The following is a 25,084-nucleotide window of genomic DNA, read 5'->3' on the forward strand; positions in this document are numbered from 1 at the left end:
TCCGGTTGAAGGGAAAACCGTGCAGCAGGTCTAATGCATTACAGCGTCCGCTGCGCACCATACCCGGCACGCAACGCTGTCGCCGTCGGCTTAGGCCGGCTCGGCGGTCATGACAAGGCTGGCGTTCTGTCCGCCAAAGCCGAACGAGTTCGACAGCACGGCAGAAACCTGCTGGCTGCGCTTCACGTTCGGCACGACGTCGAGCACGATGGCCGGGTCGGGGTTCTGGTAGTTGATCGTCGGCGGCAAGGTGCCGGTCAGCATCGTCTGGATCGAGAACACCGCCTCGACAGCACCTGCGGCCGTCAGCGTGTGGCCGATCATCGACTTGTTCGACGAGACCGGGATCGACGGCAGATGTTCGCCGAAGACGGCCGACATCGACAGATATTCCATCTTGTCGTTTTCCGGCGTCGAGGTGCCGTGGGCGTTGATGTAGCCGATGCCGCCTTCGTCGATGCCGGCGTCGGCAAGAGCCGCGCGGATCGTCGCGATCGCCGGGCCACCATCGGGCGAGGAGCGCGTGCGGTGGAAGAGATCGGCCTTTTCGCCGCAGCCCTTCAGGATGCCGTAAACGCGGGCGCCGCGGGCGACGGCCGCTTCCAGCGATTCCAGCACCAGGGTTGCAGCACCCTCGGCAATGACGAAGCCGTCACGATCCTTGGTGAAGGGCTTGGACGCCTTTTCCGGCGGGTCGTTCTGGGTCGACAGCGCCGACAGAAGAGCAAAGCGGATGAGCGCCTCGGCGCTGACGGATCCGTCGGTCGCGACCGTCAGCGCGCGATCGGTGCGGCCCTGGCGAATGGCTTCGACGCCGAGCTGGATCGCCGTTGCACCAGAAGCACAGGCCGTCGACAGCGTCACCGGCAGGCCGCGGGTGCCGAACCGATCGGCAAGACGCTCCGAAATCGCGCCGAACAGCACGGCTTCATGGAACGCGGGATCGGCCTTTTCGCGCATCGCCGTCAGGAAACGGTTATAGGCATCGCCCGGCTGGGTCGACGGCGGCGAACGGTCGGCGAGTTCGAAACGCGCGCTCCATTCCGGCTCGATTGGCGGAGCGGCGAGAAACAGCGGGCCGTTGAAATCGCCGGACAGGCCGGCCTGCGCCAGCGCCTCGAGCGTGGTCTCGCGGGCCATGGCATAGGAGCGCTCGACCGAATTGGCCACCGGCACCTCGATGAAGTCGACCATGCCGGAGATGCGGGTGTTGAGACCCTCCGTCGGGAAACGGGTGATCTTGCGGATGCCGGAGGCGCCGCCGGTCAGCGCCGCCCAGTTGTCCTCGAGCCCCTGGCCGAGCGAGGTGATGACGCCCATGCCGGTGACGGCGACGATCGGACGACCGAGATGATCCTTGTAAGCATTGCTCATCAATCGTTCCTCTTATTCGGCCGAAAGGACCGCGACGCCTTCGCCGCGGGAGTGACCGATGGTGGTCACGACCGCCGACCGGGCGGCAGCCGTCATCGGCTTTTCGAAGCTTGCGTCGAAGGCCGGAACCTTGGCGCCGTGGCCGAGCGTGAGTGCCGCAAGCGCAAGGCCTGCCGGAAACTGTGCTTCGATGCTGTGGCCGACAAGACCGCCATAGGCGCGCACCGGCGCGTCGGCGAACTTGCCTTCCAGAAACGCCTTTTCGCTGGCGACGAGGTCATGGAAACCGGATGTGCCGGAGAAGACGACCGTCTGCGCCGGATCGAGCTTTTCGACCGGCTTTGCAAGGTCCGCAAGGCGCGCTTCCAGCTTGCCGTCGACGCGGCTGCCGCGGTCGCTGCCGATCGCGTCGATCGTCGCATAGATGCGCGCGCCGCGCGCTTCGGCGTATTCGCGGGATTCCAGCACCAGGAAGGCGCCGACCGATCCGGGGATCATGCCGCCGCCGTTTTCACGGCTGCGTGACCAGATCGGGTGCCAGTCGCCCGTTGCCTGCCCCTGGATAGCTTCGATCATCAGCATGATGTCGAGACGCTCGGCCGAAAACGCACCGCCGACCAGCGTATGTGTCGACTGTCCCGCCTTGATGCGGAAGAAGGCCGTCTCGATCGCCGAAATGCCGGCTGCCTCTTCGCCCATGAAGGTGCGCGACGATCCCGTCACCTTGTGCACGATGGAGATGTTGCCGGCGAGAAGGTTGGAAAGTTGGGCCAGGAACAGCGTCGGGCGCAGTTCGGTCGTCAGCTTCTCGTTCAAGAGCTGTTCGCGGTCGTTGCGCTTCAGCGCCTCGTCGACAATCAGCGAATCGACGTTGATGTCGCGCTCGCCGCCACCGGCAGCCACGATCATGTCCATGCTGCCGCAAGCGTCGAGATTGTCCTTGAGACCGGCATCGTCAAGCGCCAGACCGGCGGCAAAGACGCCGAGGCGCTGCCAGTTTTCCATCTGTCGCTGGTCGCCGCGCTTGGCGATCTGCTGGGACCAGTCGATCTCCGGCAGCGGATGCACCGGATAGGGCTTGAACTTTTCCGTCTCGACGCGTGCAGCCGGCGTCTCGGTTGCGCTCAAAAGCGCAATATGCGGCTCGACGCCGACACCCAGGCTCGTGACGATACCGACACCGGTGATCACCACGTCGTTTGCGGATTTGCTCATCTTCACTTCTCCGAAGCGGCGTCTGCCGCAATCGCCGCCATCAGGCCCACCTCGACGGCGCGCTTGCGCACGATATCGCCGAGCGGCACCTGATCGAACGGCATCGTTCTGAGTTTCAACTGTGCGTCACAGACCTTCTTGCCCGCCGACGTGATCTTCGCCTTGGTGACGGCAAAGCCGGAGCCGTCGTGCTCGAGAAAGGCTTCGATATCGAGTTCGGCCGAAGGCTCGACGAAGGTCCGCATCTTGGCGCCGTCGACCGACATCAGAAACGGCATTGCCGCGAAATTGGTCGAGGCCAGAACGAGAAATCCCGAAGCCTGCGCCATCGTCTCGATCAGAAGCACACCCGGCACCAGCGGATAGCCTGGGAAGTGGCCTTCGAATACCGGGCTCTTTTCGGGAACGACGGATCGCGCCGTCAGCCGGCCAGCCGAAAGATCGACCGTTTCGACACGATCGATCATCTGGAAGTATTCAAGGAGCATGGAGGCTCACCCCGCTTGGTTTCGGGCTCAAGTAAAAACGCCAATGCCGCCTGTCAAGCGCGAGGCGCGACCGGCGGCATTGGAAATCGAGTGGAAAGGCTTGAACCTTGGCCCAATCAGGCCTTGGCAGCCCGCAGCTCGTCGATCTTGGAGCAGAGGTTCTTGAGAACGAAGTATTCTTCGGTCGAAACCTTGCCTTCGTTGACTTCCTGCGTCCACTGTTCCAGCGGAATCTTGATGCCGAATTCCTTGTCGATCGCAAAGACGATGTCGAGGAAGTCCAGGCTGTCGATGCCCAGATCGTCGATCGTGTGGCTTTCCGGCGTGATCGTCTCGCGATCGATCTCGCTCGTTTCCGCGATGATGTCGGCAACCTTGTCGAATGTAGCAGTCACGCGCATACCTCTTTATTATTTTATTCCGAGTCTCGGCGATCCTATAGGTAAATGCGCCGCAAAAGCCAATGGCCTTGATAACAAGCACTGCGATTTGAAATGCGGTGTTGCTAAACGGCGACCGAATGGCGCCCGCGCCCTGACTGAAGATGAGCGTCGAAAACCGCCGCCACTGAGCGGGCAAATGGCCGGCCGCGCTCGGTCAGTCGGAAGATGCCATCCTCGATCGCCGTCAGCCCGTCCACATCCCTTGCGCGAAACAGCTTCGCCTCTTCGACGACGACACCGGCAAGGCCGGGGAACTCCGCTTTGAGCTGTGCAAAGGAAAAGGAAAAGTCGCACATGATCGCGGCGATCACCCGCGCTCGCAGTCGGTCATCCGATGTCAGCAGGTAGCCGCGCACCGCCGCCAGACCCGATTGTTCCACCTGGCGCAGATATTCGCCGGTCGCCGGCATGTTCTGGACATAACCTTGACGGAATTGACCGATCGAAGAGGCGCCGAGACCGATCAGGGTTTCGGCGCTGTCGGTGGTGTAGCCCTGGAAATTCCGGCGCAGACGCCCTTCCCGGCTGGCGACCGCCAGACTGTCACCGGGCTTGGCGAAATGGTCTATGCCAACAGCCTCGTATCCGGCGGCGACAAGCATTTCGGCTGCCCGGCGCATCTGGGCAAAGCGCTCGACGATACCGGGCAGGCTTTCGTCCGGGATCATCGACTGGTGCTTCTTCATCCACGGCACGTGGGCATAGCCGAAGAGCGCGACACGGTCGGGCGACAGCGACAGCACGGCGTCGATCGTGGCTTCGAGCGAAGACAGGCTCTGATAGGGCAAACCGTAGAGCACATCGCAATTGACCGAACGCACGCCCCGCGCCCGCGATGCCTCGATCGCGTCGCGCGTCTGCTCATAGGTCTGGATGCGATTGATCGCCTTCTGCACCACGGGGTCGAAGTCCTGGACGCCGAAGCTCGCCCTGGTCATGCCGATTGTCGCCAGCGCATCGTGGCGCGCCTCGTCGAGGTCGTTCGGGTCCATCTCGACGCTGATCTCGCAATCGCCGGAAAACTGAAAGTGACGGCTGAAAGCCTGCTTGAGCGCGATCAGATCGTCCGGCCGCAGCAACGTTGGCGATCCGCCGCCCAGATGCAGTGCCGTGACCTTCGCTTGGCCACTCACCCGCCCGCCGATTGCCGCAATCTCACGGTGCAGACCGTTCAGATAGGTCGTCACCGGGTCGTATCGCAGCGTCTGCTTGGTGTGACAGGCACAGAACCAGCACAGCCGGTCGCAATAGGGCACATGGGCATAAAGTGACAGCGCCTCACCCGGTTCAATCGCCTCGAGCCAGGATTGGTACTCAGCCTGACCGACCGCTTCGGAAAAATGTGGCGCGGTGGGGTAGCTGGTATAGCGGGGCACGGGGCTCGCATATTTCAGGATCAGAGCGTCGTCCATCGGTCTCTCCGTCAAGTTGACAAAGGCATAGGACGGATGAGAAGGCACGCCTTTGATTTTGATCAAGTTGCCGAATTAACACGTTAAATTTGACAATTCGCAATTTCGCATGAGACATTGTTTCGCGCTTCCGGAATTAGCACCTGTCAACTCTTGATTTAACCGCCCGCATCCTCTTTGGTCCCCAGAACAAACCCGATGCAGGGAAGAAAGATTTGCAGACCGTGACCGAACATCGCCGCAAGGATATCCACAATTCGGACATTCCAGCTGTCTGCTCTGCCTGCGAGGCACGCCACGGCGGCGTCTGCGGCACGCTGACCCCGGACCAACTTCTCGACCTGAGCCGGCATTCGACCCGCAGGCGTGTCGAGCCCGGTCGCGAGGTCGTCGGCCAGGGCGAGATGACCGACAGCTACGCCAACATCATCAGCGGCGTCGTCAAGCTCAGCAAGGTTCTGTCCGATGGCCGCCAGCAGATCGTCGGCCTGCAGTTCGCACCCGATTTCATGGGGCGCCCGTTCACGCGCGAAAGCGCGTTGACCGCAGAAGCGGCGATCGACACGGACATCTGTTCCTTCCCGCGCAATGTCATCGAGCGGCTCGTCTCCGAAGCGCCGGGGCTTGAACACCGCCTGCACGAACAAGCGCTGAAGGAGTTGGACGAGGCGCGCGACTGGATGCTTACGCTCGGTCGCAAGACTGCGCAGGAGAAGGTGGCAAGCTTCCTCTACATCATCGCCACCCACATCGATCCGGAAAACGGCACGGCAACGGAGTTCGACCTGCCATTGTCGCGCGCCGATATTGCCGACTATCTCGGCCTGACGATCGAGACCGTCAGCCGGCAAGTCACCAAGCTGCGCAAGGACAATGTCATTCGCATCGAAAACAGCCGCCGCGTCACCGTGCCCAGCATGGACAGGCTGATGCACGTCGCCGGCATCGACTGAACCCCGCCATCCCGCACGTCAGCGGGTGATGACGATCCGCGTGTTGCCAAGCCCGTGTTCACGCGCCAGCGCGAAGAATTCCGCCGCATTGTCGGGGTGCAGCCGCACGCAACCGTGTGAGGCGGGGCGGCCGAGCCGCTTCAGGTCATAGGTCGCGTGCACGGCATAGCCGCCGTTGAAGAATACCGCGTAAGGCATTGGCGCATTGTCATATTTCCGCGACCTATGATTTCGTGAGAGCCACTTTGCCTTCCAGCTCCCCTTGGGGGTGACATAGCCTTTGCGTGCCGTGGAAACTTTCCAGCGGTACATCACGACGCCGTCCTGCTTCACGACCATCGTCTGGGAGGAAAGACTGATCTTGGCAACGAGATTGGCAGCGCTCAGCGGCTGAGCGGGAAACTGCATCAAGGCGGCAATCAGCACAGTCAGGAATGTGTGTCGCATGCTTCGCTCTCCGCGTGCGAAACCTCAACTGCAAGATCCCAAGCTATCGGCAAGATCATGCAGCAGGCCTCAGGCGCTGCAGCGTCTCCCACGCGTCACCGGGCGCGTGTGCGCTGCAATCGGTGGAACCAAACGTTCGCAGAGAATAACTGGCTCGTCATGATACGAGTTTAATACATATGGAAAGTAAAGTCTTAACTCCAAGATCGACTTGGGGTGAATACAGGGCGATCACCAATCAAATCATGGCGATCAGAAGAACAGCCAAGGTCATCACCGAACAGGCGCCGTAGAATACGGCAATGCCTGCGTCGATATCTTCGCTTTCGGCAATCGCGCGGCCTGGACCATTGATCATCGGCTCGCTGACCCTGACACCACCATAGATCCTCGGCCCGGCAAGCTGCAGGTCCAGCGCGCCGGCCATCGCCGCCTCCGGCCAGCCGGAGTTGGGAGAGCGGTGCAGGCCGTGGTCACGCAGCGCCACGCCGATCGCATCGGCCGCGGCGACGCGACCACGGCGCAACAAGGCGCCAGCGGCAATCAAAAGGATGGACAGCCTTGCGGCCGGCAGGTTGGCGACGTCGTCGAGCCGGGCGGACGCCCAGCCGAAATGGAGATACTTCGGCGACTTGTGGCCGACCATCGAATCGGCCGTGTTCAGCATCTTGTAGGCGAGCAGACCGGGAAGGCCGGCAACCGCATACCAGAAGGCGGGAGCGACGACACCGTCGGAAAAATTCTCGGCAAGGCTTTCGATCGCGGCCCGGCAGACGCCGGGCGCATCGAGCGTCTTCGGATCGCGCCCGACGATCATCGAAACGGCGGCACGCCCACCTTCAAGGCCACCGTGCCGCAAGCCTTCGGCAACGCGCCCGACGTGGTCACCAAGGCTCTTTTGTGCGAGAAGGACTGCAACGACGACGGCTTCGAGCAGAAAACCGAGCAGTCCCATCGCGCCGAACAATGTGTGCAGGACCGCCCCGACGACTGCGCTTGCAAGCAGCAGCAGGCCGATTGCGACGACACCACGCAGCCTCAAGGCTGCGGGTTCAAGCGCATCATGCCTGTTCAGCGCACCATCCAAGACGGCAATCGCCTTGCCGAAGAAGACGACGGGATGCGGCAGACGCGACCAGAGCCAGTCGGGATCGCCGACGACACGATCGAGCAGCAGCGCGACCACCAGAATGACAAGGATCTCGCTCGACACTCAGCACTCCCCTGGGCGTGCTACGTCCCCGGGGCGTGCTACGTCCCCTTCACGCAGGGCGTTCCAGCGGCCCAAAACGTCCGCCAGCCGCTGATCACTTTCTGCGTCCGGCGCAAGCCCGATCCTGAGCCAGCGGGCATCGTAGTCGAATTTGCGTGTCAGGATCTGTGCCTCGCAGAGATGCCGGTGCAAGGCACCGGCATCAGCATGCTCCACCAGAACGAACAGGCCGGTGCCACCGATGCATTTGAGCCCGGCGCCATCAAGCACCGCATCGAGGCCGGCGCGACGCTCGAGAATACCCGCGGCGATCGTTTCCGTTTCACCGGACATCAGTGCCCTCGAGATGACCAGCGCCGGTCCGGACACCGCCCAGGGGCCGAGCCACTCGCGAAAGGCGTCGAGCACGGCATCGTTTGCCACGACGAAGCCGAGGCGCAGACCGGCGAGACCGAAGAATTTCCCGAAGGAGCGGAAGACGACGAGGTTGTCGTTGGCGCCCACATGGCCGGCGACGCTCAAATCTGGCTGAAGATCGCCAAAAGCCTCGTCAACGACCAGCACGCCGCCGTTCGCCTTCATCACCGCCGCCATTGCCAGGATGTCTTCCGGCTGAAAGGTGCGTCCGGTCGGGTTGTTGGGGTTGACCACCACCGCAAGCCCGTGGTCGGGTCCCAGTTCCTCGGCACGCTCAACCCGATCGACCGCAAAACCGGCTGCCATGAGCACACGCGTATATTCGCCATAGGTGGGGCCGAAAACGGCAACCCGGCGGCCCGCCGGAACGAGGCGCGGCAACAGCTGGATCACCGCCTGGGTGCCGGGCACCGGCAAGGGCTGGACGCCGTTGGTGCTGTAATAGCTGGCGGCAGCCGCGCGGGCGCTGTCGATCGTCAGCTTGTCAGGCAGCCTGTGCCAGGCCTGCTGCGGCACCGACGGCAGCGCCACCGGCCGCGGATTGATGCCGGTCGACAGGTCGAGCCAATCCTCGAAGCGACCACCGAAGCGGGCGGCGGCTTCCGTGATGCCGCCGCCATGCACGATCGGCGCGCTCATGGCCGATCCGCGATGTCGATGAGGTGCATGAAGGAACCGGCGACGTTGTCGCGCTTCAGGCCTGCCTGCCCGAGATCGACGCTGGCGGCATCGCTGACGGAAAACAACCGGTCGGCGTCACCTTCAGAGACGATGGTCGCGTAGTGGAATTCGTGCGCCGTCATGGGTCCATCGAAGAACGTGGTGTCGAGAGGCACGACACGGCGGTAGCCGAGGTGCCGCCTGCGCTCGGCAAAACTGGTGACGAGCGGCAGCAGGCCGAGCATCTGGTAGCGCGCGCCATCGGCGGCGACAAGCCCCTCGCCCAGCACCATGTAGCCGCCGCACTCGCCGAAGATCCGCGCGCCCCGCCTGGCAGCCGCAGCCATGCCGGATCGGAACGCTGTCGCCGCCTGCAGCCGGCCCGCATGAAGCTCCGGATAACCACCCGGCAGATAGACTGCGTCCGCCGCCGCGTCGGGGCTCTCGTCGGCAAGCGGCGAGAAGAAGGAGATGTCCGCCCCGGCGCTGCGCCAGCCGAACAGGAGGTGCTCGTAACTAAAGGCAAACGCCACATCCCGCGCCACCGCGATATGCTGCCCGAACGGCTTGAACCTGACGACTTCGGTCTGCGCCCGTTCGGAGGGCGAGAGGGCGGAGGCCGCACGGATCGCATCGAGATCGCAGGTTGCCTCGATCCGATCCGCCGCATAGTCGATAAATGTCTCGAGCGCGCCATGTTCGCCCGCTTGCACCAGGCCAAGATGCCGCTCGGGCAGCTTCAGGGCGCCATCCTGCCTGAGCACGCCGAAGACAGGCATGCCGACGCGCGTCAGCGCATCGCGCAGCATCATTTCATGCCGGTCGCTTCCGACCTTGTTGAGGATGACGCCGGCAACCCGGATATCTCCGCGGTAATCGGCATAACCGCGCACGAGTGCCGCGACCGAATGCGACATGCGGGCACAATCGACCACCAGGATGACAGCAAGATCGAGCGCTGATGCAAGATCTGCCGGCGTGCCGCTGCCGTCAGCCGCGCCGTCATGCAGGCCCATCATCGCCTCGACAACCAGCGTGCGCCCGTCGCTTGCGGCGTGCGCAGCGTTTGCTGCCAGAAGGTCGGGGCGCATGGCCCACGGGTCGTAGTTGAGGCACGGCTCGCCGCTGGCGAAGGTGTGGAACGCGGGATCGATATAGTCGGGGCCCGCCTTGCCGGGCGCGATCACCATGCCCCGCCGCCGCATGGCGCGCATCAGGCCGAGTGTCACCGTGGTCTTGCCGGAGCCCGAACAGGGTGCGGCGATCAGCAATCCGCTCATGCGGGATCCCTGAGCTCGCGGCTTGCGAAGGGGTCGGCAACAAGCTGTCGCCCGCCAAGTGCGCCGATCCAATCTAGCGATGCCCTGAGGCGCACGACCTCGCCGACGACAACAATTGCCGGCGGCTGCAGACCGGAAGCGGTGACATCGGCCTCGGCGCGCGCCAGCGTCGTTTCAAGCACCGTCTGTTGCAGTGTGGCCGCGTTGCAGACGAAGGCGACCGGCTCGTCCGGCAAACGTCCGCCGGCAATGAGATTGGCGGCAATCGTGCCGATATGCTTCATCGCCATATACATGACGATCACGGGCGAGCCCGAGGCGATGCCCTGCCAGTTGATCCTGTCCGGCACCAGGCCGGAAGAATCGTGACCGGTGAGGAAGGTGACAGCGTGGTTGACCTCGCGGTGCGTGACGGGAATGCCGGCATAGGCAAGCCCGCCGATCCCCGCGGTAATGCCCGGCACGATGCGGAACGGAATGCGGTTTTCAACAAGCGTAAGGGCCTCCTCGCCACCTCGCCCGAAGACGAAGGGATCGCCGCCCTTCAGCCGCAGCACGCGCTGGCCCGCGCGCGCCAGCTCGACAAGCCGCAACGAGATATCGCGCTGCTTCGGCGACGGCTTGCCGCCGCGCTTGCCGGCAAATTCGAGTACGGCGCCCGGCCGGGCGAGCTTCAGGCAATCCTCGTTGACCAGCGCATCGTGCACGATGACATCGGCTTGCCGCAGCGCATTGGCGGCATGAAGCGTCAAAAGGCCGGGGTCGCCGGGACCGGCACCGACGAGCCAGACACTACCGGCCTCAAGCTCAGGCAGGCCGGAAAAGATCGTATCGCTCATGCCGCTACTCCTGCCATTCGCTTGTACGCTGCCGTTGACTTGCCTTGGCAAGAAGCAGATTCAGACCGGCAAGAAATCCGCATAGCATTTTGAAATCGTTCGTACATTTCATGCAAGGCATACCCAGGAAGACAGCTCATGGCGCCACCGTTGTCGTCGCACTCACCGGCAGGCGCTCGACAGGTCCGGCGATTGCAGCCGTCGCATGCGATGCGGTGAGTTTGCCAACGAGCAGCACACTTTTCGGCCCCGCGCCGACGAGTGCCGCGCCTTCGGCAACGCCGTGGCAACCGGTGTGGGCAAAGACGATTGCCGAGGGGTTCTGCAGCCGGGGCGCCTCGGCCTCCAGCGTCGCCGCATCGAAGAACCGCGCCTCTACGGCAAAGTGTTCTGCGGCAGCATGAATTGCGGGCTCACCGCGCCTCACGTCGAGCGAGGCGACGAAGCCGATATCGGCTTTCGCGGCACCCACCTTCGCCAACGCCTTTTCGGCAAGGGCAATCACCTCATCTGCCGGCGTGCCGCGCTCGCAGCCAAGCCCAAGCACGAGTGGTCCTGGCGGTGGCGGCGCTGTGCTGGATGATATCATGCTCGACCTCGGCCCCCTCGCGGCAATCCACACGAAGCGCCGCCCGGCTCAAGTCCGGGTCGGTCTGGACAGCACCGGTTCAAGCCCCCTGCCTGGGTCGGCCGCACCGGACGCTCTTTCAGTCCGCCTGAAGCGGACGCCGTCGCACATCCCTCATTTTTACCGGAGGCAATCGCACGGGTCAAACCGGATTGCGCCATCGCCATGTCGCGTTTGGGGAAACCTGCAACCCACTTGCGGCGAGCGCAAAGCGCCAGAACCGGCAATCGACCGGAGACGGCAGAAGCCCACAAAGGCACGCAGAATACCAGAATAAGACACTGCTTTTATGTGATAATCCACCTGTCTGGGCCGGCACAAAAGATGCGCCATGACAGAAGGCTTTGCATTTCGCCGCGGCCTCTGACACAAGGCGAGAAAAGCCAGCATACTCCTCCCTCCCCAGAGTCCCTCCCGTGCAAGATCTCGCTTTCCACCTGCTCGTGTTCCTTTTCGTTGCCGCCTTCGTTGCCGGCTTTATCGATTCGATCGCCGGCGGTGGCGGCATGATCACCATTCCCGCCATGCTGATTGCCGGTATCCCGCCGCTCCAGACGCTGGGCACCAACAAGCTGCAGGGACTTTTCGGCTCCGGCTCGGCAACGCTTTCCTATGCGCGCAAGGGCCACGTGAACCTGAGAGAGCAATTGCCGATGGCGCTGATGTCGCTGTTGGGCTCGGTTTTGGGCGCGCTGCTCGCGACCATCGTTCCCGGCGACGTTCTGAAGGCGATCCTGCCCTTCCTGCTGATTGCCATCGCCCTCTATTTCGGCCTCAAGCCGAACATGGGCGATGTCGATCAGCACCGGCGCATCACGCCCTTCCTCTTCACGCTGACGCTGGTGCCGCTGATCGGCTTCTACGACGGAGTTTTCGGCCCCGGCACCGGTTCGTTCTTCATGCTCGGCTTCGTCACGCTTGCCGGCTTCGGCGTGCTCAAGGCGACGGCCCATACGAAGTTCCTGAACTTCGGCTCCAACGTCGGCGCCTTCGGTGTCTTCCTGTTCTTCGGCGCCATTCTGTGGAAAGTCGGCCTGATGATGGGCGTCGGCCAGTTCCTGGGCGCCCAGGTCGGCTCGCGCTATGCGATGGCCAAGGGCGCCAAGATCATCAAGCCGCTGCTCGTCGTGGTGTCGATCGCACTTGCGATCCGGCTGCTCGCCGACCCGACGCATCCGCTGCGGCTCTGGCTGGGGCTCTGAGCCGGAGCGGCTTTGGCGTGGTTTGACAGAGCGCGGAGACCGGTCTTGCTGTCGCTGACGATGGTCAAGCGGCAGCCAGCGAAGACGTCGCAGCCTCGCGCCTCACCTCAGGGCACTCATGGAGATTTCGTGTAACCGGGCCGATGTCCGGCTTCTTCCTTCTGGCATCGTGGGACGCCAGCGCCCGGTGTTCGCCGCGTCCGCCGATCTGATGGGCTTGCCGGTTGAGATCATCGTCAGGCAATCTTCGATTGCTAAGGGTGAAGTCTCGCACGACGATGTAACGCGACCGGGAAGCCAGGATGACCGCCGTGACGGAAGATCAGGTTCGGGCCGCTGGCCAGTCCGCAAAGTCCGCCAGCCGCCCCTTTTCCGCCTTCGAGCGCATGGTCGCCTGGCGCTATCTGCGCTCGCGGCGCAAGGAAGCCTTCATTTCGGTGATCGCCGGCTTCTCCTTCATCGGCATCATGCTCGGCGTTGCGACGCTGATCATCGTCATGGCGGTGATGAACGGCTTTCGCACCGAACTCATCTCGCGCATCCTCGGCATCAACGGTCACATGATCATTCAGCCGATCGATGGTCCGCTCAACAACTATGCCGATCTTGCCACGCGTTTTTCCGGCGTGAAGGGCGTGACGATGGCGATCCCGCTCATCGAGGGGCAGGTGCTGGCGCAGGGTGTGGGCGACAGCTCGACCGGCGCTCTCGTGCGCGGCATCCGCGCCGATGACCTCGGCAAGATGAAGTCGGTCTCCGAGCAGATCAAGTCCGGCGACCTCGTCGGCTTTGCCTCAGGCACCGGTGTCGCGATCGGTTCGCGCATGGCAGAAAAACTCGGCATCCAGGTGGGCGGCTCCATTACACTCACTTCGGCCACCGGCGACGTGACGCTGCCGCTCGTGAAAGCCTATACCGTTTCGGCGATCTACGAGATCGGCATGTGGGAATACGATTCGACCATCATCTTCATGCCGCTTGAAGAGGCGCAGCTGGTCTTCAACGCAGAAGGGCTTGCGCAATCCATCGAGATCTTCGTCGAGCACCCCGACGCCGTCGACGAAATGCGCCAGCCGGTCGAGGATGCCGCCGGGCGGCAGATCTTCATCAGCGACTGGCGCGACCGCAACCAGACCTTCTTCGCGACGATCGAGGTCCAGCGCAACGTGATGTTCATGATCCTGACGCTGATCGTGCTGGTCGCGGCGCTGAACATCATTTCCGGCCTGATCATGCTGGTGAAGGACAAGGGAAGCGATATCGCCATCCTTCGCACGATGGGGGCGACATCCGGGTCGGTCATGCGCATCTTCTTCATGACCGGGGCTGCGATCGGTGCTGCGGGAACCGTTGCCGGCGTGCTGCTTGGCGTCGTCGTCTGCCTCAACATCGAGTCCATCCGCCAGTTCTTCTCCTGGATTTCAGGGACAACGCTGTTTAGCCCGGAACTCTATTTCCTGAGCCAGCTTCCGGCGGACATGAATGCTGATGAGACGATCCTCGTCATTGTCATGGCGCTGAGCCTTTCCTTCCTCGCCACGATCGTCCCGGCCTGGCGCGCCTCGCGCCTCGATCCGGTTGAGGCCCTGCGGTACGAGTGACAAACCGAGCCAAAGCGCCCGCATTCGGTCGGCGTGATGACCGAGGCCGTGTGTCTCGCAGCTCTCGCGATATATCGGTTTGAGCGAACCTTCTGTCCGATACGTGGCAGCGCTGGAGCTCAGCAGCAAATGCCACGTGACGCTGGCGCCCCCGCGGACAGGCGGCTCGCGAGAGGTACACGACGACACCCGCCCGTGGCGATGATTTCAGCAAGAGGCAAAGCTGGGTCTGAAATGAAGGCGACTACCCTGCGCATAGGCGATGGTCATTGGGTGATCGCGATTGATTTCACACGAGGTTCGGGAGACAGAATGCGGCAGCAATCAGCCCGGCAACAGTCGCATGGAAATCAACAGCATTAGAGACCGAGCCCAGGGCGTTACGGATGGACCGGTTTCTGAAGCCGAGGTTGAATTCGCGCGGGAGATCCTACGATCCCAAACGGGCAACATCGGAGACGCCCTTTATATCGTTGGCTACTGCGGCGCCCCTACTGATGCTCCGTTGATCGAAACCTAACTCCGCAACGAGGAGAAGGATGTCTACGGTGATCTCGCGCTCAAAGCACTTTGCCGCTATCTAGGCCTTGTTGTCTGGTACCGGGACCTGATCGTTAAGTTTGTTTTCGCCGATGATGATACTGACTTCTACGGAAGCAGGCTTGCCGGCATACAAGTGGCATCCGATTACCTGAAGAAAAGACGCGATAGCCTGATCGCAGGCAAGCTTGTCTCCATTTTCCGCGATCTGCAGGATAAGGAGCGCAACGCGGCGCGTTATGCCCTTGTCGAGACACTTGGTCTGCGCAGTGTAATTGCCGATCCGTTCCGGCTTTCCGACAATGTTCCAGACGAAGACGCGCCTCGAATAGTCGAGGAAGCGTGCCGTCAGTTCGGACTCAGCCTTGGCGACCACGCAGCAGTCTCGGCCTGAAAGCCTGGCCACCTCTCGCGGCCGCTGTCGAAATACGACACCTGCCGTATGTCGCCGGCTCGACAAGCGTCCTAGGCCAGATCTCCCGCACACAGGCGGGAGGTACGCATCCAGGAGATAAACAATGAAGATCATGATCGCCGTAGTGGCATCCCTCGCGATGGCGAGTTCCGCCTTTGCCGCCGTCTCGTCGACGTCCGTCGAGAAGCGGGCATCGGTGAAGGCCAAGCAAGTTGAGTTGGCATTGGGCAAAAACCGTTCGGGCCAGACGACGCCTTCGAGCGGCAGGACCTTTCGTTAGTCCGGCGCCATGCAGAAGGGCGGCCGAGGTCGCCCTGAATGTCTGCACTTTACCGCCGGGCGGGAGGCGGTGATGTCATCGCCAAGGCCGCGCGGGTGTCGCCTTTCACCGGCAATTCGCCGGTGAAAATCTGGTAACCAAGATGAAAATCGAGTGAGCCAGCCCCTTGAACCTCTAGTCACTAGAGATTGCAACCTGCGAGAAATGCGCCGCGGAGAGTGGGTGGAGATCAGACAGGCCGCCTGACCACAAGCGCCGCATTGTCATTTCGCGCGCTCAGAGGTTCCGATGTTCACCACCCTTCCCGCCATCCTGATGCTCGTCGTCGGTCTTTTCACGCTGGCGCTGGCGGTCCTTCGCCGTCGACAATCCGGCCGCTCGCCCGTGGTCTTGACCTACGGCGACGACGCGGAAGGCTTTGCCGGGAAGCTCTTTCGCGTGATCGTGGCAGTGCTGGTGGTTCACCTGCTGGCAATTGCCGCCTTTCCCGAAGCAGTCAACGCCGCGCTCGGCCGGATCCCGCTGCTCGACACCCCGTCCATCTCCGCAATCGGTCTTGCCCTCATGGCGCTTGGCGGCGGGCTGACGATGCTGTCGCAATGGGCGATGCGGCATTCCTGGAAGATCGGCATCCCCGAAAAACAGGACGCGCCGCTCGTCACCTCCGGCCTCTACGCGTTCTCGCGCAACCCGATCTATGTCGGCATGGTGACGGCGCTGATCGGCACGGTGCTGGCCGTTCCCAACGTCATCTCGGTCGCGCTGGCGCTTTCCGCCTGGATCTCGATCTCCTACCAGATCCGCATGGAGGAGACGCACCTCTCCCGCGCCTTCGGCGAGGCGTATGGCGTCTATTGCCGGCGGGTCCGGCGCTGGGCCTGACGGATATCCCGCCCTCAGTCGGCGATGCCTTCAGCGTCGGCCGAACGGAACGATTGGCCCCGGCGGATCAGGAAAACGGCCGAAAGACCGGCAACAACGCTGGACACGTCAAGCACGAGGAATGAGGTCACCGAAATCGGCACGACCTTCCACAGGATGCCTTGATTCAGGCTATGAGCGATCCCACCTCCGACGAGAAAGGCCGAGAGTGAGAGGGTGACCACTGCAACACTCGACCGGACGGCTCTGTTCTTGAGAAAGTGATGGAGCAGCATTGTCATCAATGCCACGACCGCCCAGACCCGGTAATTCAAGAGCCATGTCTCGGCGGCGCCGACCTGCATAGCGCTGTCGAGGAACCACTGCGGCGCGATGCCAAGCATCGGTGCGGCGGCGGCGAAAAGACTGTAAAAGACCGCCGCTGCCGCCGGCGCAGCAAAGCCGGCGATCAGCAAGGCGCGCATCAATCCGCGCACCGAAGTGGCCTGTAGCGTACCCTGCTCGCCGATGCCGCGGCGCCCGGGAAACCAGATCGCGGTGCAGATGGCAGCTGACAGGGCACCGACAAGGCCACCGAAAGGCAATAGAAACGCCTGATTGCTGGCGGTGTCATCTGCGTAGTCAAACAGAAGCGTAAATATCGCGCCGACGTGCAAGCCGACGAAAAAGGCGAAAAGCCAGGCCGAACGGCGTGAGCGATTGGGTGTGAGCGCAAGAACCAGCGTGGCGCTGATTGCCGCCGCGTAAGCGCCACCGTAGTAGTATCGCAGCACTGCCCACAGCAGTTTCGATGCACCGAGGGCGCTTTCCGGACTGAAGAGCATCTCAAGAAACATCAGCGGGACGATAACGATCACGGGCCCAGCGAGAACGGAGAACCAGAAATAGCGCTCCTCCGCCCGCAGCTGGCGATTGCAAACGAGGGCGCGCTCGCCAGGCGAAACTGGAGTGAGCCTCGAAGCGGTCGTTGCCCCCGGTTCGCCAACGGCTCTATTGCGTTTTTGGTCCAGCCCCTCGCGCAGGAGCCATAGCGCCAAGCTCGCAGCAGCCATGAGCGCACCCACTCCAGCGATCACCTGGAAGCGGGACTCCAAAAAAATGTCAGTGAGCACCGGATAAGGTACGGCAAATCCACCCGGGTCCCAGCTCGCGAAACACATGGTCAGAACGTAGACCCCGATCAGGCCGGCAACAGCGGTGAAACCACACGCTAACGAAAGCGCCAGCAGCTGCCACGCGCTGCGGACATATCGACTGAGCGCGATCGTCAGCCGCGCCGCAATCATCGCCGGGAAAGTACTCAGCAAAGGAGCAAGAAACTCCGTAGGGTAGCGCGCGGTCGATATCGCGACGTAGTAGACAGCAGCACAGAATGCCACCAGCGCTGCCGTCGTCCAGGCTGCAAAGGTAAGATAGTCCCTTTCAAGGCGCCTGCGCCAATCGTCATCAACCTGCATGTCGCCCCCGCTTGCCGCAACCATTTCGTGTATCAGGATTACGGCTTGACTGAGGCGAACATTCAGGGAACAAATTTGCGAGCGGCGCGTGGTACCAAGCTCAAAACACCGCCAGCAACAGCGCCCCCGCAGCGATGAAGGCGACGCCGAGCCAGTTGATCAGGTTGAGCTTCTCGCCGAGAAACAAGACGCCGAAGATGGCGACCATGACGATCGAGAGCTTGTCGATCGGCGCCACCCGCGCGGCATCGCCGAGCTTGAGCGCCCGGAAATAGGCGAGCCACGAGGCGCCGGTGGCAAGGCCCGACAACGCCAGGAACAGCCAGGTGCGCCCCGGGATTTCCGAGGGCTTCTGCCATTGCCCTGTTGCAGCAACGATGCCGGCGAGCACGAAAAGGATGATGACCGTTCTGATGAGCGTGGCGAAGTCGGAGTTGATCTGCGCAACCCCGACCTTGGCAAACACTGCCGTCAGCGCCGCAAAGGCCGCCGACAGCAGCGCCCAGAACTGCCAGCTCTGGCTCATCAGAATTCGACGCCCTTCTGGGCCTTGATGCCGGAGCGGAAGGGATGCTTGATCAGCTCCATTTCCGTCACCAGATCGGCCGCCTCGATCAGATCTTCCTTGGCGTTGCGGCCGGTCAGGACCACGTGGGTCATGTGCGGCTTTTCTTCCTTCAGGAAGCGCACGACTTCGGCCACGTCGATGTAATCGTAGCGCAGTGCGATGTTGATTTCGTCGAGCAGCACCATCGAGTTGCGCTCGTCGCGGATCAGTTCCTTGGCCTTCTCCCAGGCCTTTTCCGCCATCGCCACGTCGCGGGCGCGGTCCTGTGTTTCCCAGGTAAAGCCTTCGCCGAGCGTGTAGAACTGGCAGACATCGCCGAAATGTTTCTCGATCAGGTCGCGCTCGCCGGTCTCCCAGGCACCCTTGATGAACTGCACGACGGCGCAGGGCATGCCATGGGCGATGTGGCGGAAGATCATGCCGAAGCCGGCGGTAGACTTGCCCTTGCCCTTGCCGGTGTTGACGATGATGAGACCCTTCTCGTCGGTCTTCGTCGCCATGATCTTTTCGCGGGCGGTCTTCTTCTTTGCCATCTTCATCGCGTGACGCGCGTCGTCCTTCTCGGCGACGCCCTCACCCGTGCTCACCACATCTTCGCTCATGACGTTCTCCTGGATCACTCAGCTTCTACAGAGGATGCGGGCGTAACGCCGTCCGCGATCCTATTCCTTGCACTTGCGCAACTCCGCACGGAAAACCGCTTCGCGGCTCCCTGAGTTTGCTCATTCGTTTCCGGCGCGAAGCCGCACGGCAGCCGTCGTCCGGCCGCTCAATTCAAACCGCGCCGAATTCGAGCGGGGGGTCCAAAGGTTGCGGTCGATTGCCTCCAGCAGCCGCTCGGAAAGCTCGGCGAGTGCCGCCGGGTTCTTGTCGCGCAGGAAGTTTGACACCCGCTCATCGACGATGAACGCCTGGTAGGCCGCCTCAAAATGATGGTCGCGCACCGCCCCCGTCGTCGCGGCGAAGGCGAACATGTAGTCGACCGTTGCGGCGATCTCGAAGGCGCCCTTGTAGCCGTGGCGCATGACGCCATCGATCCATTTGGGATTGACGACGCGGGCCCTGACCACGCGGCCGATCTCTTCTTCCAGCGAACGGATCACCGGCTTTTCCGGCCGGGAATGGTCGTTGTGGTAGATCGCCGGCTTCGTACCGCTCAGATGCTCGGCGGCAAGGCTCATGCCGCCTTCGAACTGATAGTAGTCGTCACTGTCGAGCAGATCATGCTCGCGGTTGTCCTGGTTCTGGACCACCGCCTCGATCGTGCGCAGCCGCTCCTCGAAGAGATCGCGTTCCGCCTTGCCCTCCTCGCCGGCGCCATAGGCATAGGCGCCCCAGGTGAGATAGGCACCGGCGAGATCGGCCCGTTTGTCCCAGCCCCTTTCGTCGATCAGCGCCTGCAGGCCGGCGCCGTAAGCTCCGGGCTTGGCACCGAAGATCCGATAGGAGGCGCGGCGCGCAGCCTCCGCCGCCTCGACGCCCGATGCCTCCAGCCGCTGCGTCTCGGCGCGCATGCGCGCGGCGATCATGTTGTCGGCATCGTCCTCCTCCAGCGCACCGACGGCGCGGATCGCCTTGTCGAACAGCGCGATCTGGTCCGGGAAGGCATCGCGGAAGAAGCCGGAAATCCTGAGCGTCACGTCGACGCGCGGCCGCCCGAGCACCGCAAGCGGCACGATCTCGTAGCCCATCACCCGGCGCGAGATCATGTCCCAGGTGGGCTTGGTGCCGATCAGCGCTAAGGCCTGGGCGATGTCGTCGCCGCCGGTGCGCATGTTGGCCGTGCCCCAGGCCGTCAGGCCGAAGGAGGACGGCCATTCGCCATGATCCTGCAGGTAGCGCCGGATGAGCAGTTCGGCGGATTTCTTGCCGAGTTCGTAAGCCGCCGGCGTCGGCACCGAGCGGCTGTCGACGGAGTAAAAATTGCGCCCGGTCGGCAGAACGTCGGGCCGCCCTCGCGTCGGCGCGCCGGATGGTCCGGGCGCCACAAAGCGTCCATCGAGGCCGGTCAGGAAACCGGCCATCTCGGCAGCGCCGGAATTGACGATCGACGGTTTCAGCCGCGCCTCGATCTCGCCGAGTACGGCGCTGGTGGCGGACCACTCCTCTGGCGCCCGCGTCTCGCCGCAGACGAACGCCGCCGCCAACAGCTCGATGCGTTCGACCGTATCGCCGGCCGTGCGCCAGGGCTGGTCGGAAACCTCGGCAAGGATATCCGGCCGCAATCCGTCCCAAGGTTCAGACATCACGCAATCGAGCGGGTCGAAGCCGAGGCCTGCATCCGCCGCGATCGCGCGCTGCAGGCTCTGGTCGGGGCCTTCGCCGAGGCCGCGCGGCACGCGGGCCAGCGCCACTGTCAGATCGGTCAGGAGCCTCCCCTCCGGCGCCACGCCAAAAATGTGCAGGCCGTCGCGGATCTGCATCTCCTTGAGGTCGCAGAGATAGGCGTCGAGCTTTTCCAGCGCCTTGTCGTCGCTGTCGCCCTTGTCGATGCCGGCGTCGTGGTCGAGGCCGATATCGCGCACGAGGTCGAGGATCTGACGGCTCAAAAGCCTCAGCCGTCGCGGATCGCCGCCGGCTGCGTCATAGTATTCGTCGACAAGCGCCTCGAGGTCCTTGAGCGGCCCGTAGGATTCCGCCCGCGTCAAAGGCGGCGTCAGATGATCGATAATGACGGCGCTGGTGCGGCGCTTGGCCTGGGTACCCTCGCCGGGGTCGTTGACGATGAAGGGGTAGACATGCGGCAGCGGCCCGAAGATCGCCTCGGGATAACAGGTCTCCGACAGCGCCAAGGCCTTGCCCGGCAGCCATTCGAGATTGCCGTGTTTGCCCATGTGGACGATCGCCTGCGCTCCGAACTGGTTGCGCAGGTGGGCATAGAAGGCGAGATAGCCATGCGGCGGCACCAGGTCCGGCGAGTGGTAGCTTTCCTTCGGATCGATGTTGTAGCCGCGCGCCGGCTGGATGCCGACGACAACGTCACCGAAGCGGGCGAGCGGCAGCGCGAAGGCGCCATCGAGGAAGAAGGGATCGTTTTCCGGCGCGCCCCAGCGACCGCAGACTTCATCCTGAATCTGTTTCGGAAGCGAATCAAAGAACGCGTTGTAATCCCTCAGTGAAATGACTTCACGGATTTCGCGGTCGCGGCTCGCCGCATTGGTCGGCCCGGCCATGAGATAGCGGATCAGCGCGTCGCCATCCTCCGGCACGCCGGACACGGGATAGCCCTCGCTCGCCATGGCGCGCAGCACTTCGACGGTGCCGGCCGGCGTATCGAGCCCGACGCCGTTACCGAGCCTGCCGTCGCGGTTGGGGTAGTTGGCCATGATGATGGCGATGCGGCGTTCAGCCGGCTTGGCGCGGCGAAGCCTTGCCCAGTTGACCGCGAGCCGTGCGGCAAACCGCACCCGGTCGGCAAGCGGCTCATGCCCCACGATATTGGCTTCCACCTTGGGATCATAGATCGAGGCCGCCTTGAAGGAGACGGCGCGCGCGAGGATGCGGCCATCGACCTCGGGCAAGGCGACGTTCATGGCAAGATCGCGCGCCATCAGCCCCTGCGGCGAGGTTGCCCATTGCGCCCGCGACGACCCCGAGAAGATCACCTGCAGCACCGGCGCGCCGGTCGATTCCAGCACGGTCGGCTGCCGGTCGGCGCCAGGGGACGAGACGGCAAAGCCGGTGGCGTTCATCACCACGTCAGGAGCGGCCTCGGAAAAAATCGATTGCAGCGTGCCGACCGAAACGGCATCCTTGAGACTGGAGACGAACAGCGGCAGCACGCGCATGCCCTCAGCGGCAAGCGCCTCGATCAGCGCTTCAACGGGCCGCGTCTCGCCGCTCTGCACCAGGGCGCGATAGAAGCAGATCCCGATGGTCGGGGGTTCGAATCCCTCCCCGGCGACCGTCCTTTCCCGGACACGGGTCTGCCATTCGCTGACGCCGATGACGCCCGCCCCCGGCCACCAGATACCAGCCTTCAAGAGCGGCTTTGCCGGCTGCGGCTTCTCGGCGCCAGAGATCAGCGCCTCGGCATAATCGAGAAACAGACCTGCATTGTCGGCGCCGCCCTCGGTGAAATAGGCCCAGAGACGCTGACGGTCGTCGGCTGCAACGGTCGAAAACGGCTCGAGCCCCGGATCCGGCTTGTCGTCGCCGGGCAGCACCGCGATCTGGAAGCGGTGGGTGACGGCGGCGGCATGCAATGCTTCCAGCACGTAACGGAAGTAGCTGGCGCCACCGAGCGGCCGGACCACGATGAGCCTGGCATGCCGCGCCGTGCGCTCGACGTAAGTGTCGACCGACATCGGGTGCATCAGGTTCATCAGGCTGGCGATGCGCAGGCTCGCTCCCTCGCCGCGCCGGCCATGGGCTGCGGCGATTGAGGAAAGCTCGGTGTCGGCGGCCGACAGGAAAAGCACGTCGGCCGGCGTTTGCCCCAGATCGATCGCTTCGTTGCCGTCGGCGATCGTTCCTTTCTGGGCGAGAAGCAGATGCATTGTTCTATCCGTTCAAGCCGTTCCAGGAAGGTTCGAAACGATCTTCCTGGAACGGCGTTGCTTCAAGGCGTCAGGCGAGCGCGGTGATGGCAGCGCGCACGGCTGCTTCGTCCATGTCGTGCAGGCCGATGACGACGAGGCGCGTTCCGCGCTTCTCGCCGGCAGCCCAGGCGCGGTCGTAATACTGGTCGATGCGGGCGCCGACAGCCTGGATCAAGAGGCGCATCGGCTTGCCGGGCACATCGGCAAAGCCCTTGAGGCGCAGCACGTCGTGCTCTGCGATCACGCCCTTGAGGCTGTCGATGAAGGCGGCCGGATCGGCAATTGCGCCAAGCTCGACGACGAAGCTGTCGAACTCGTCGTGAGAGTGCTCCTCGCCGGCTTCATGCTCCATCTCGTGGTGAGACTTGCGGTTGGCGATATCGCTTTCCGTGCCGACGCCGAGGCCGAGCAGGATGGCTGCCGCCACTTCGCCGTTCTTGGCTTCGATCATCGTTGGCTTGCGGCTGGTGCGCGAAGCCACCTCGTCGCGCACGGCCTTCAGGCCGGACGCGTCGATCAGGTCTGTCTTGTTGAGCACGATCAGGTCGGCAGCCGTCAATTGGTCCTCGAACAGTTCCTCGATCGGGCTTTCGTGGTCGAGATTGTCGTCCTCGACGCGCAGCGCATCGACCTTGTCGTGGTCGTCGGCAAAACGGCCAGCGGCAACGGCAGCGCTATCGACCACAGTGACGACGCCGTCGACAGTCACTTCGCTGCGGATATCCGGCCAGTTGAAGGCGGCGATCAGCGGCTGCGGCAGCGCCAGACCCGACGTTTCGATGATGATGTGGTCAGGACGGTTTTCGCGCTCGAGCAGCTTTGTCATGGTCGGGATGAAATCATCGGCAACCGTGCAGCAGATGCAGCCATTGGTGAGCTCGATGATGTCGTCTTCCGAGCAGGCTTCCGCGCCGCAGCCCTTCAGGACGTCGCCGTCGACGCCGAGATCGCCGAACTCGTTGATGATCAGCGCGATGCGCTTGCCGTCGGCATTCTGCAGCAGGTTGCGGATCATCGTCGTCTTGCCGGCACCGAGGAAGCCGGTGATGACGGTCGCCGGGATCTTGCCCTGGTTGGCTCTCGCAGTGGTCATGGATCAACCCTTCATTTTCAGCGGCAATCCGGCCGCGACAAAGTAAACTTCCGCGGATTTCTCCGCAACGATCTGGTGAAGCCGGCCGGCATGGTCGCGGAAGTCGCGGGCCATGCGGTTCTCGGGCACGATGCCGAGGCCGACTTCGTTGGACACAAGGATCAGGCGCGCCCGCGCCTCGGGCAGAAAGGCGGCAAGGGCAGCGAACTCCGCCGCCATGTCGCGTCCTTCCATCATCAGGTTGGTGACCCACAGCGTCAGGCAGTCGACGAGCACCACGCGCTTTTCGTCGTCGATGCGTGTCAGCAGCGAGACGAGATCGAGCGGCTCCTCATGCGTCGTCCAGCCTTCGCCGCGCCTTTCTTTGTGATGGTCGATGCGCTCGCGCATCTCGTCGTCCCAGGCCCGGCCGGTTGCGACATAGTGCATGGAGAGCCCGGAGGCTTCGACGAGCCTTTCGGAAAAGCCGGATTTGCCGGAACGGGCACCGCCGAGGACCAGAACCGGCCCGGCATGGGAATAGCTCATGTGCGTTGCGGCCTCACGTGCTCGGTCGCGAGTTCGAGCGGCAACAGCATCTCACCGCGCCAAAGGCGCGTTCGGAAAATGGTCGATAAGCCAAGACAACCTCCGTGATGGCGTGGGAAGCGGGCTTCCCTTCGGGCGGAATGCCCCTGTCGGACGGCAGGTCTCCTGGCTCACGGCGTCACGAGCCCAAAACATCGCTTCGCGTGGTGACACGAAAAACAACGCAAGGGCCCGAACGGCCCGCCTCACCTTCCCGGCGTTTTTATGTTTCGTGAAAGGCGGACGATTCGTAGAAGAAGAGGCGTCCAACCCGGCTGATCACGAAGCCACGCCAGTGGCTTTTCCGGCTGAACTCCGAACCGCCTTCGATTGCCCATGCAATCCAGAGGTAGCCGGTCTTCAGCCCGATGGCGAACCCTGACCGTTCTACAGTCGCGGGGTCGGCTGCGATAAGGATGCCCGATTTGGGTCCATCCGTCACATTCCCAATTATTCCCCCGCATCGCCACGATCCGGGGAAACCATCCAACGTCAGATGATTAGGAAGCGGGCGGTGCAAAGTCAATCGACGCGTGCGACACCTCCCCGGCCGAATTGCGTCGCGCGAC

At 63.2% G+C, this 25,084-nt stretch carries 23 protein-coding genes and 1 riboswitch; of the genes, 5 read left to right on the top strand and 18 right to left on the bottom strand.

The window, feature by feature from the left end:
* Positions 1-90: 90 nt before the first annotated feature.
* The 5 genes from AC07UR_RS10375 to hemN form a co-directional block, all read right to left on the bottom strand.
* Positions 91-1,374, bottom strand: coding sequence for a beta-ketoacyl-ACP synthase (locus AC07UR_RS10375; RefSeq protein WP_173420258.1), 1,284 nt, complete (start codon positions 1,372-1,374; stop codon positions 91-93).
* A 12-nt stretch (positions 1,375-1,386) separates the two neighbouring features.
* Positions 1,387-2,589, bottom strand: coding sequence for a beta-ketoacyl-ACP synthase (locus AC07UR_RS10380; protein WP_209791370.1), 1,203 nt, complete (start codon positions 2,587-2,589; stop codon positions 1,387-1,389).
* 2 nt (positions 2,590-2,591) lie between these two features.
* A complete protein-coding gene (locus tag AC07UR_RS10385) occupies positions 2,592-3,077 on the bottom strand; it encodes a 3-hydroxyacyl-ACP dehydratase FabZ family protein (protein WP_173420260.1) in 486 nt (161 codons plus the stop codon).
* A 116-nt stretch (positions 3,078-3,193) separates the two neighbouring features.
* Positions 3,194-3,478 carry an acyl carrier protein gene (locus tag AC07UR_RS10390; protein ID WP_115420040.1) on the bottom strand — a complete coding sequence of 95 codons (285 nt, stop codon included), beginning with the start codon at positions 3,476-3,478 and terminating at the stop codon, positions 3,194-3,196.
* A gap of 104 nt (positions 3,479-3,582) precedes the next feature.
* Positions 3,583-4,932, bottom strand: a complete 1,350-nt coding sequence (gene hemN / locus AC07UR_RS10395) for an oxygen-independent coproporphyrinogen III oxidase (RefSeq protein ID WP_209791371.1) — start codon at positions 4,930-4,932, stop codon at positions 3,583-3,585.
* A gap of 215 nt (positions 4,933-5,147) precedes the next feature.
* Here hemN and AC07UR_RS10400 point away from each other — a divergent pair, with 215 nt between their 5' ends.
* Entirely contained in the window at positions 5,148-5,885 is a 738-nt protein-coding gene (locus AC07UR_RS10400) for a Crp/Fnr family transcriptional regulator (protein WP_173420262.1), read from the top strand.
* A gap of 18 nt (positions 5,886-5,903) precedes the next feature.
* Here AC07UR_RS10400 and AC07UR_RS10405 read toward each other — a convergent pair whose 3' ends face one another.
* From AC07UR_RS10405 to AC07UR_RS10430, 6 genes are all read right to left on the bottom strand, one after another.
* Positions 5,904-6,293: a L,D-transpeptidase gene (locus AC07UR_RS10405; protein WP_234902894.1), complete on the bottom strand. Its 390-nt coding sequence runs from the start codon at positions 6,291-6,293 to the stop codon at positions 5,904-5,906.
* A 277-nt stretch (positions 6,294-6,570) separates the two neighbouring features.
* Positions 6,571-7,545 (bottom strand): adenosylcobinamide-phosphate synthase CbiB, encoded by a 975-nt coding sequence (cbiB, locus tag AC07UR_RS10410; protein WP_209791372.1) that lies wholly within the window; start codon positions 7,543-7,545, stop codon positions 6,571-6,573.
* Positions 7,546-8,601: a threonine-phosphate decarboxylase CobD gene (gene cobD / locus AC07UR_RS10415; RefSeq protein WP_209791373.1), complete on the bottom strand. Its 1,056-nt coding sequence runs from the start codon at positions 8,599-8,601 to the stop codon at positions 7,546-7,548.
* Positions 8,598-9,902 (bottom strand): cobyrinic acid a,c-diamide synthase CobB, encoded by a 1,305-nt coding sequence (locus AC07UR_RS10420; RefSeq protein WP_209791374.1) that lies wholly within the window; start codon positions 9,900-9,902, stop codon positions 8,598-8,600. The genes cobD and AC07UR_RS10420 overlap by 4 nt, the downstream gene beginning before the upstream one ends.
* The gene (gene cobA, locus AC07UR_RS10425) at positions 9,899-10,741 is read right to left on the bottom strand and encodes a uroporphyrinogen-III C-methyltransferase (RefSeq protein WP_209791375.1); all 843 of its coding nucleotides are present in this window, start codon (positions 10,739-10,741) and stop codon (positions 9,899-9,901) included. Before cobA ends, AC07UR_RS10420 begins: the two co-directional genes overlap by 4 nt.
* A 136-nt stretch (positions 10,742-10,877) precedes the next feature.
* The gene (locus tag AC07UR_RS10430; protein WP_209791376.1) at positions 10,878-11,330 is read right to left on the bottom strand and encodes a cobalamin biosynthesis protein; all 453 of its coding nucleotides are present in this window, start codon (positions 11,328-11,330) and stop codon (positions 10,878-10,880) included.
* Between the two features lie 455 nt (positions 11,331-11,785).
* Here AC07UR_RS10430 and AC07UR_RS10435 point away from each other — a divergent pair, with 455 nt between their 5' ends.
* The gene (locus tag AC07UR_RS10435; RefSeq protein ID WP_209791377.1) at positions 11,786-12,571 is read left to right on the top strand and encodes a TSUP family transporter; all 786 of its coding nucleotides are present in this window, start codon (positions 11,786-11,788) and stop codon (positions 12,569-12,571) included.
* Positions 12,572-12,873: 302 nt separating this feature from the next.
* The gene (locus AC07UR_RS10440) at positions 12,874-14,172 is read left to right on the top strand and encodes a lipoprotein-releasing ABC transporter permease subunit (RefSeq protein ID WP_209791378.1); all 1,299 of its coding nucleotides are present in this window, start codon (positions 12,874-12,876) and stop codon (positions 14,170-14,172) included.
* A 580-nt stretch (positions 14,173-14,752) separates the two neighbouring features.
* Here the strand turns inward: AC07UR_RS10440 and AC07UR_RS10445 are convergent.
* On the bottom strand, positions 14,753-15,088 hold the full coding sequence (locus tag AC07UR_RS10445; RefSeq protein ID WP_209791379.1) for a hypothetical protein: 336 nt from the start codon (positions 15,086-15,088) through the stop codon (positions 14,753-14,755).
* A gap of 142 nt (positions 15,089-15,230) precedes the next feature.
* Here AC07UR_RS10445 and AC07UR_RS10450 point away from each other — a divergent pair, with 142 nt between their 5' ends.
* Positions 15,231-15,407 carry a hypothetical protein gene (locus AC07UR_RS10450; protein WP_209791380.1) on the top strand — a complete coding sequence of 59 codons (177 nt, stop codon included), beginning with the start codon at positions 15,231-15,233 and terminating at the stop codon, positions 15,405-15,407.
* 288 nt (positions 15,408-15,695) lie between these two features.
* Positions 15,696-16,289 carry a methyltransferase family protein gene (locus AC07UR_RS10455; protein WP_209791381.1) on the top strand — a complete coding sequence of 198 codons (594 nt, stop codon included), beginning with the start codon at positions 15,696-15,698 and terminating at the stop codon, positions 16,287-16,289.
* Positions 16,290-16,303: 14 nt separating this feature from the next.
* Here the strand turns inward: AC07UR_RS10455 and AC07UR_RS10460 are convergent, their stop codons facing one another.
* The 6 genes from AC07UR_RS10460 to cobU all read right to left on the bottom strand — a co-directional run bounded on the left by AC07UR_RS10460 (position 16,304) and on the right by cobU (position 24,476).
* The gene (locus AC07UR_RS10460; RefSeq protein ID WP_209791382.1) at positions 16,304-17,746 is read right to left on the bottom strand and encodes a hypothetical protein; all 1,443 of its coding nucleotides are present in this window, start codon (positions 17,744-17,746) and stop codon (positions 16,304-16,306) included.
* Between the two features lie 100 nt (positions 17,747-17,846).
* The gene (locus tag AC07UR_RS10465) at positions 17,847-18,272 is read right to left on the bottom strand and encodes an EamA family transporter (RefSeq protein ID WP_173420275.1); all 426 of its coding nucleotides are present in this window, start codon (positions 18,270-18,272) and stop codon (positions 17,847-17,849) included.
* On the bottom strand, positions 18,272-18,916 hold the full coding sequence (cobO, locus tag AC07UR_RS10470; protein ID WP_112815655.1) for a cob(I)yrinic acid a,c-diamide adenosyltransferase: 645 nt from the start codon (positions 18,914-18,916) through the stop codon (positions 18,272-18,274). The genes AC07UR_RS10465 and cobO overlap by 1 nt, the downstream gene beginning before the upstream one ends.
* 120 nt (positions 18,917-19,036) lie before the next feature.
* Positions 19,037-22,813 carry a cobaltochelatase subunit CobN gene (gene cobN, locus AC07UR_RS10475; RefSeq protein ID WP_209791383.1) on the bottom strand — a complete coding sequence of 1,259 codons (3,777 nt, stop codon included), beginning with the start codon at positions 22,811-22,813 and terminating at the stop codon, positions 19,037-19,039.
* A 70-nt stretch (positions 22,814-22,883) separates the two neighbouring features.
* Entirely contained in the window at positions 22,884-23,948 is a 1,065-nt protein-coding gene (gene cobW, locus AC07UR_RS10480) for a cobalamin biosynthesis protein CobW (protein WP_173420277.1), read from the bottom strand.
* A gap of 3 nt (positions 23,949-23,951) precedes the next feature.
* A complete protein-coding gene (cobU, locus tag AC07UR_RS10485; RefSeq protein WP_209791384.1) occupies positions 23,952-24,476 on the bottom strand; it encodes a bifunctional adenosylcobinamide kinase/adenosylcobinamide-phosphate guanylyltransferase in 525 nt (174 codons plus the stop codon).
* 373 nt (positions 24,477-24,849) lie between these two features.
* A riboswitch (cobalamin riboswitch) is annotated at positions 24,850-25,017 on the bottom strand.
* Positions 25,018-25,084: the final 67 nt, after the last annotated feature.

Source organism: Ensifer sp. GW821-FHT05G01 (assembly GCF_059419585.1).

Coding starts and splice junctions, on each gene's coding strand:
- AC07UR_RS10385 (WP_173420260.1), bottom strand. CDS start 3,077: ATGCTCCTTGAATACTTCCAGATGATCGATCGTGTCGAAACGGTCGAT.
- hemN (WP_209791371.1), bottom strand. CDS start 4,932: ATGGACGACGCTCTGATCCTGAAATATGCGAGCCCCGTGCCCCGCTAT.
- cobA (WP_209791375.1), bottom strand. CDS start 10,741: ATGAGCGATACGATCTTTTCCGGCCTGCCTGAGCTTGAGGCCGGTAGT.
- AC07UR_RS10460 (WP_209791382.1), bottom strand. CDS start 17,746: ATGCAGGTTGATGACGATTGGCGCAGGCGCCTTGAAAGGGACTATCTT.
- AC07UR_RS10450 (WP_209791380.1), top strand. CDS start 15,231: ATGAAGATCATGATCGCCGTAGTGGCATCCCTCGCGATGGCGAGTTCC.
- AC07UR_RS10375 (WP_173420258.1), bottom strand. CDS start 1,374: ATGAGCAATGCTTACAAGGATCATCTCGGTCGTCCGATCGTCGCCGTC.
- AC07UR_RS10390 (WP_115420040.1), bottom strand. CDS start 3,478: ATGCGCGTGACTGCTACATTCGACAAGGTTGCCGACATCATCGCGGAA.
- AC07UR_RS10405 (WP_234902894.1), bottom strand. CDS start 6,293: ATGCAGTTTCCCGCTCAGCCGCTGAGCGCTGCCAATCTCGTTGCCAAG.
- AC07UR_RS10465 (WP_173420275.1), bottom strand. CDS start 18,272: ATGAGCCAGAGCTGGCAGTTCTGGGCGCTGCTGTCGGCGGCCTTTGCG.
- cobO (WP_112815655.1), bottom strand. CDS start 18,916: ATGAGCGAAGATGTGGTGAGCACGGGTGAGGGCGTCGCCGAGAAGGAC.
- AC07UR_RS10420 (WP_209791374.1), bottom strand. CDS start 9,902: ATGAGCGGATTGCTGATCGCCGCACCCTGTTCGGGCTCCGGCAAGACC.
- AC07UR_RS10380 (WP_209791370.1), bottom strand. CDS start 2,589: ATGAGCAAATCCGCAAACGACGTGGTGATCACCGGTGTCGGTATCGTC.
- cobU (WP_209791384.1), bottom strand. CDS start 24,476: ATGAGCTATTCCCATGCCGGGCCGGTTCTGGTCCTCGGCGGTGCCCGT.
- AC07UR_RS10430 (WP_209791376.1), bottom strand. CDS start 11,330: ATGATATCATCCAGCACAGCGCCGCCACCGCCAGGACCACTCGTGCTT.
- AC07UR_RS10440 (WP_209791378.1), top strand. CDS start 12,874: ATGACCGCCGTGACGGAAGATCAGGTTCGGGCCGCTGGCCAGTCCGCA.
- cobW (WP_173420277.1), bottom strand. CDS start 23,948: ATGACCACTGCGAGAGCCAACCAGGGCAAGATCCCGGCGACCGTCATC.
- AC07UR_RS10455 (WP_209791381.1), top strand. CDS start 15,696: ATGTTCACCACCCTTCCCGCCATCCTGATGCTCGTCGTCGGTCTTTTC.
- cobD (WP_209791373.1), bottom strand. CDS start 8,601: ATGAGCGCGCCGATCGTGCATGGCGGCGGCATCACGGAAGCCGCCGCC.
- cobN (WP_209791383.1), bottom strand. CDS start 22,813: ATGCATCTGCTTCTCGCCCAGAAAGGAACGATCGCCGACGGCAACGAA.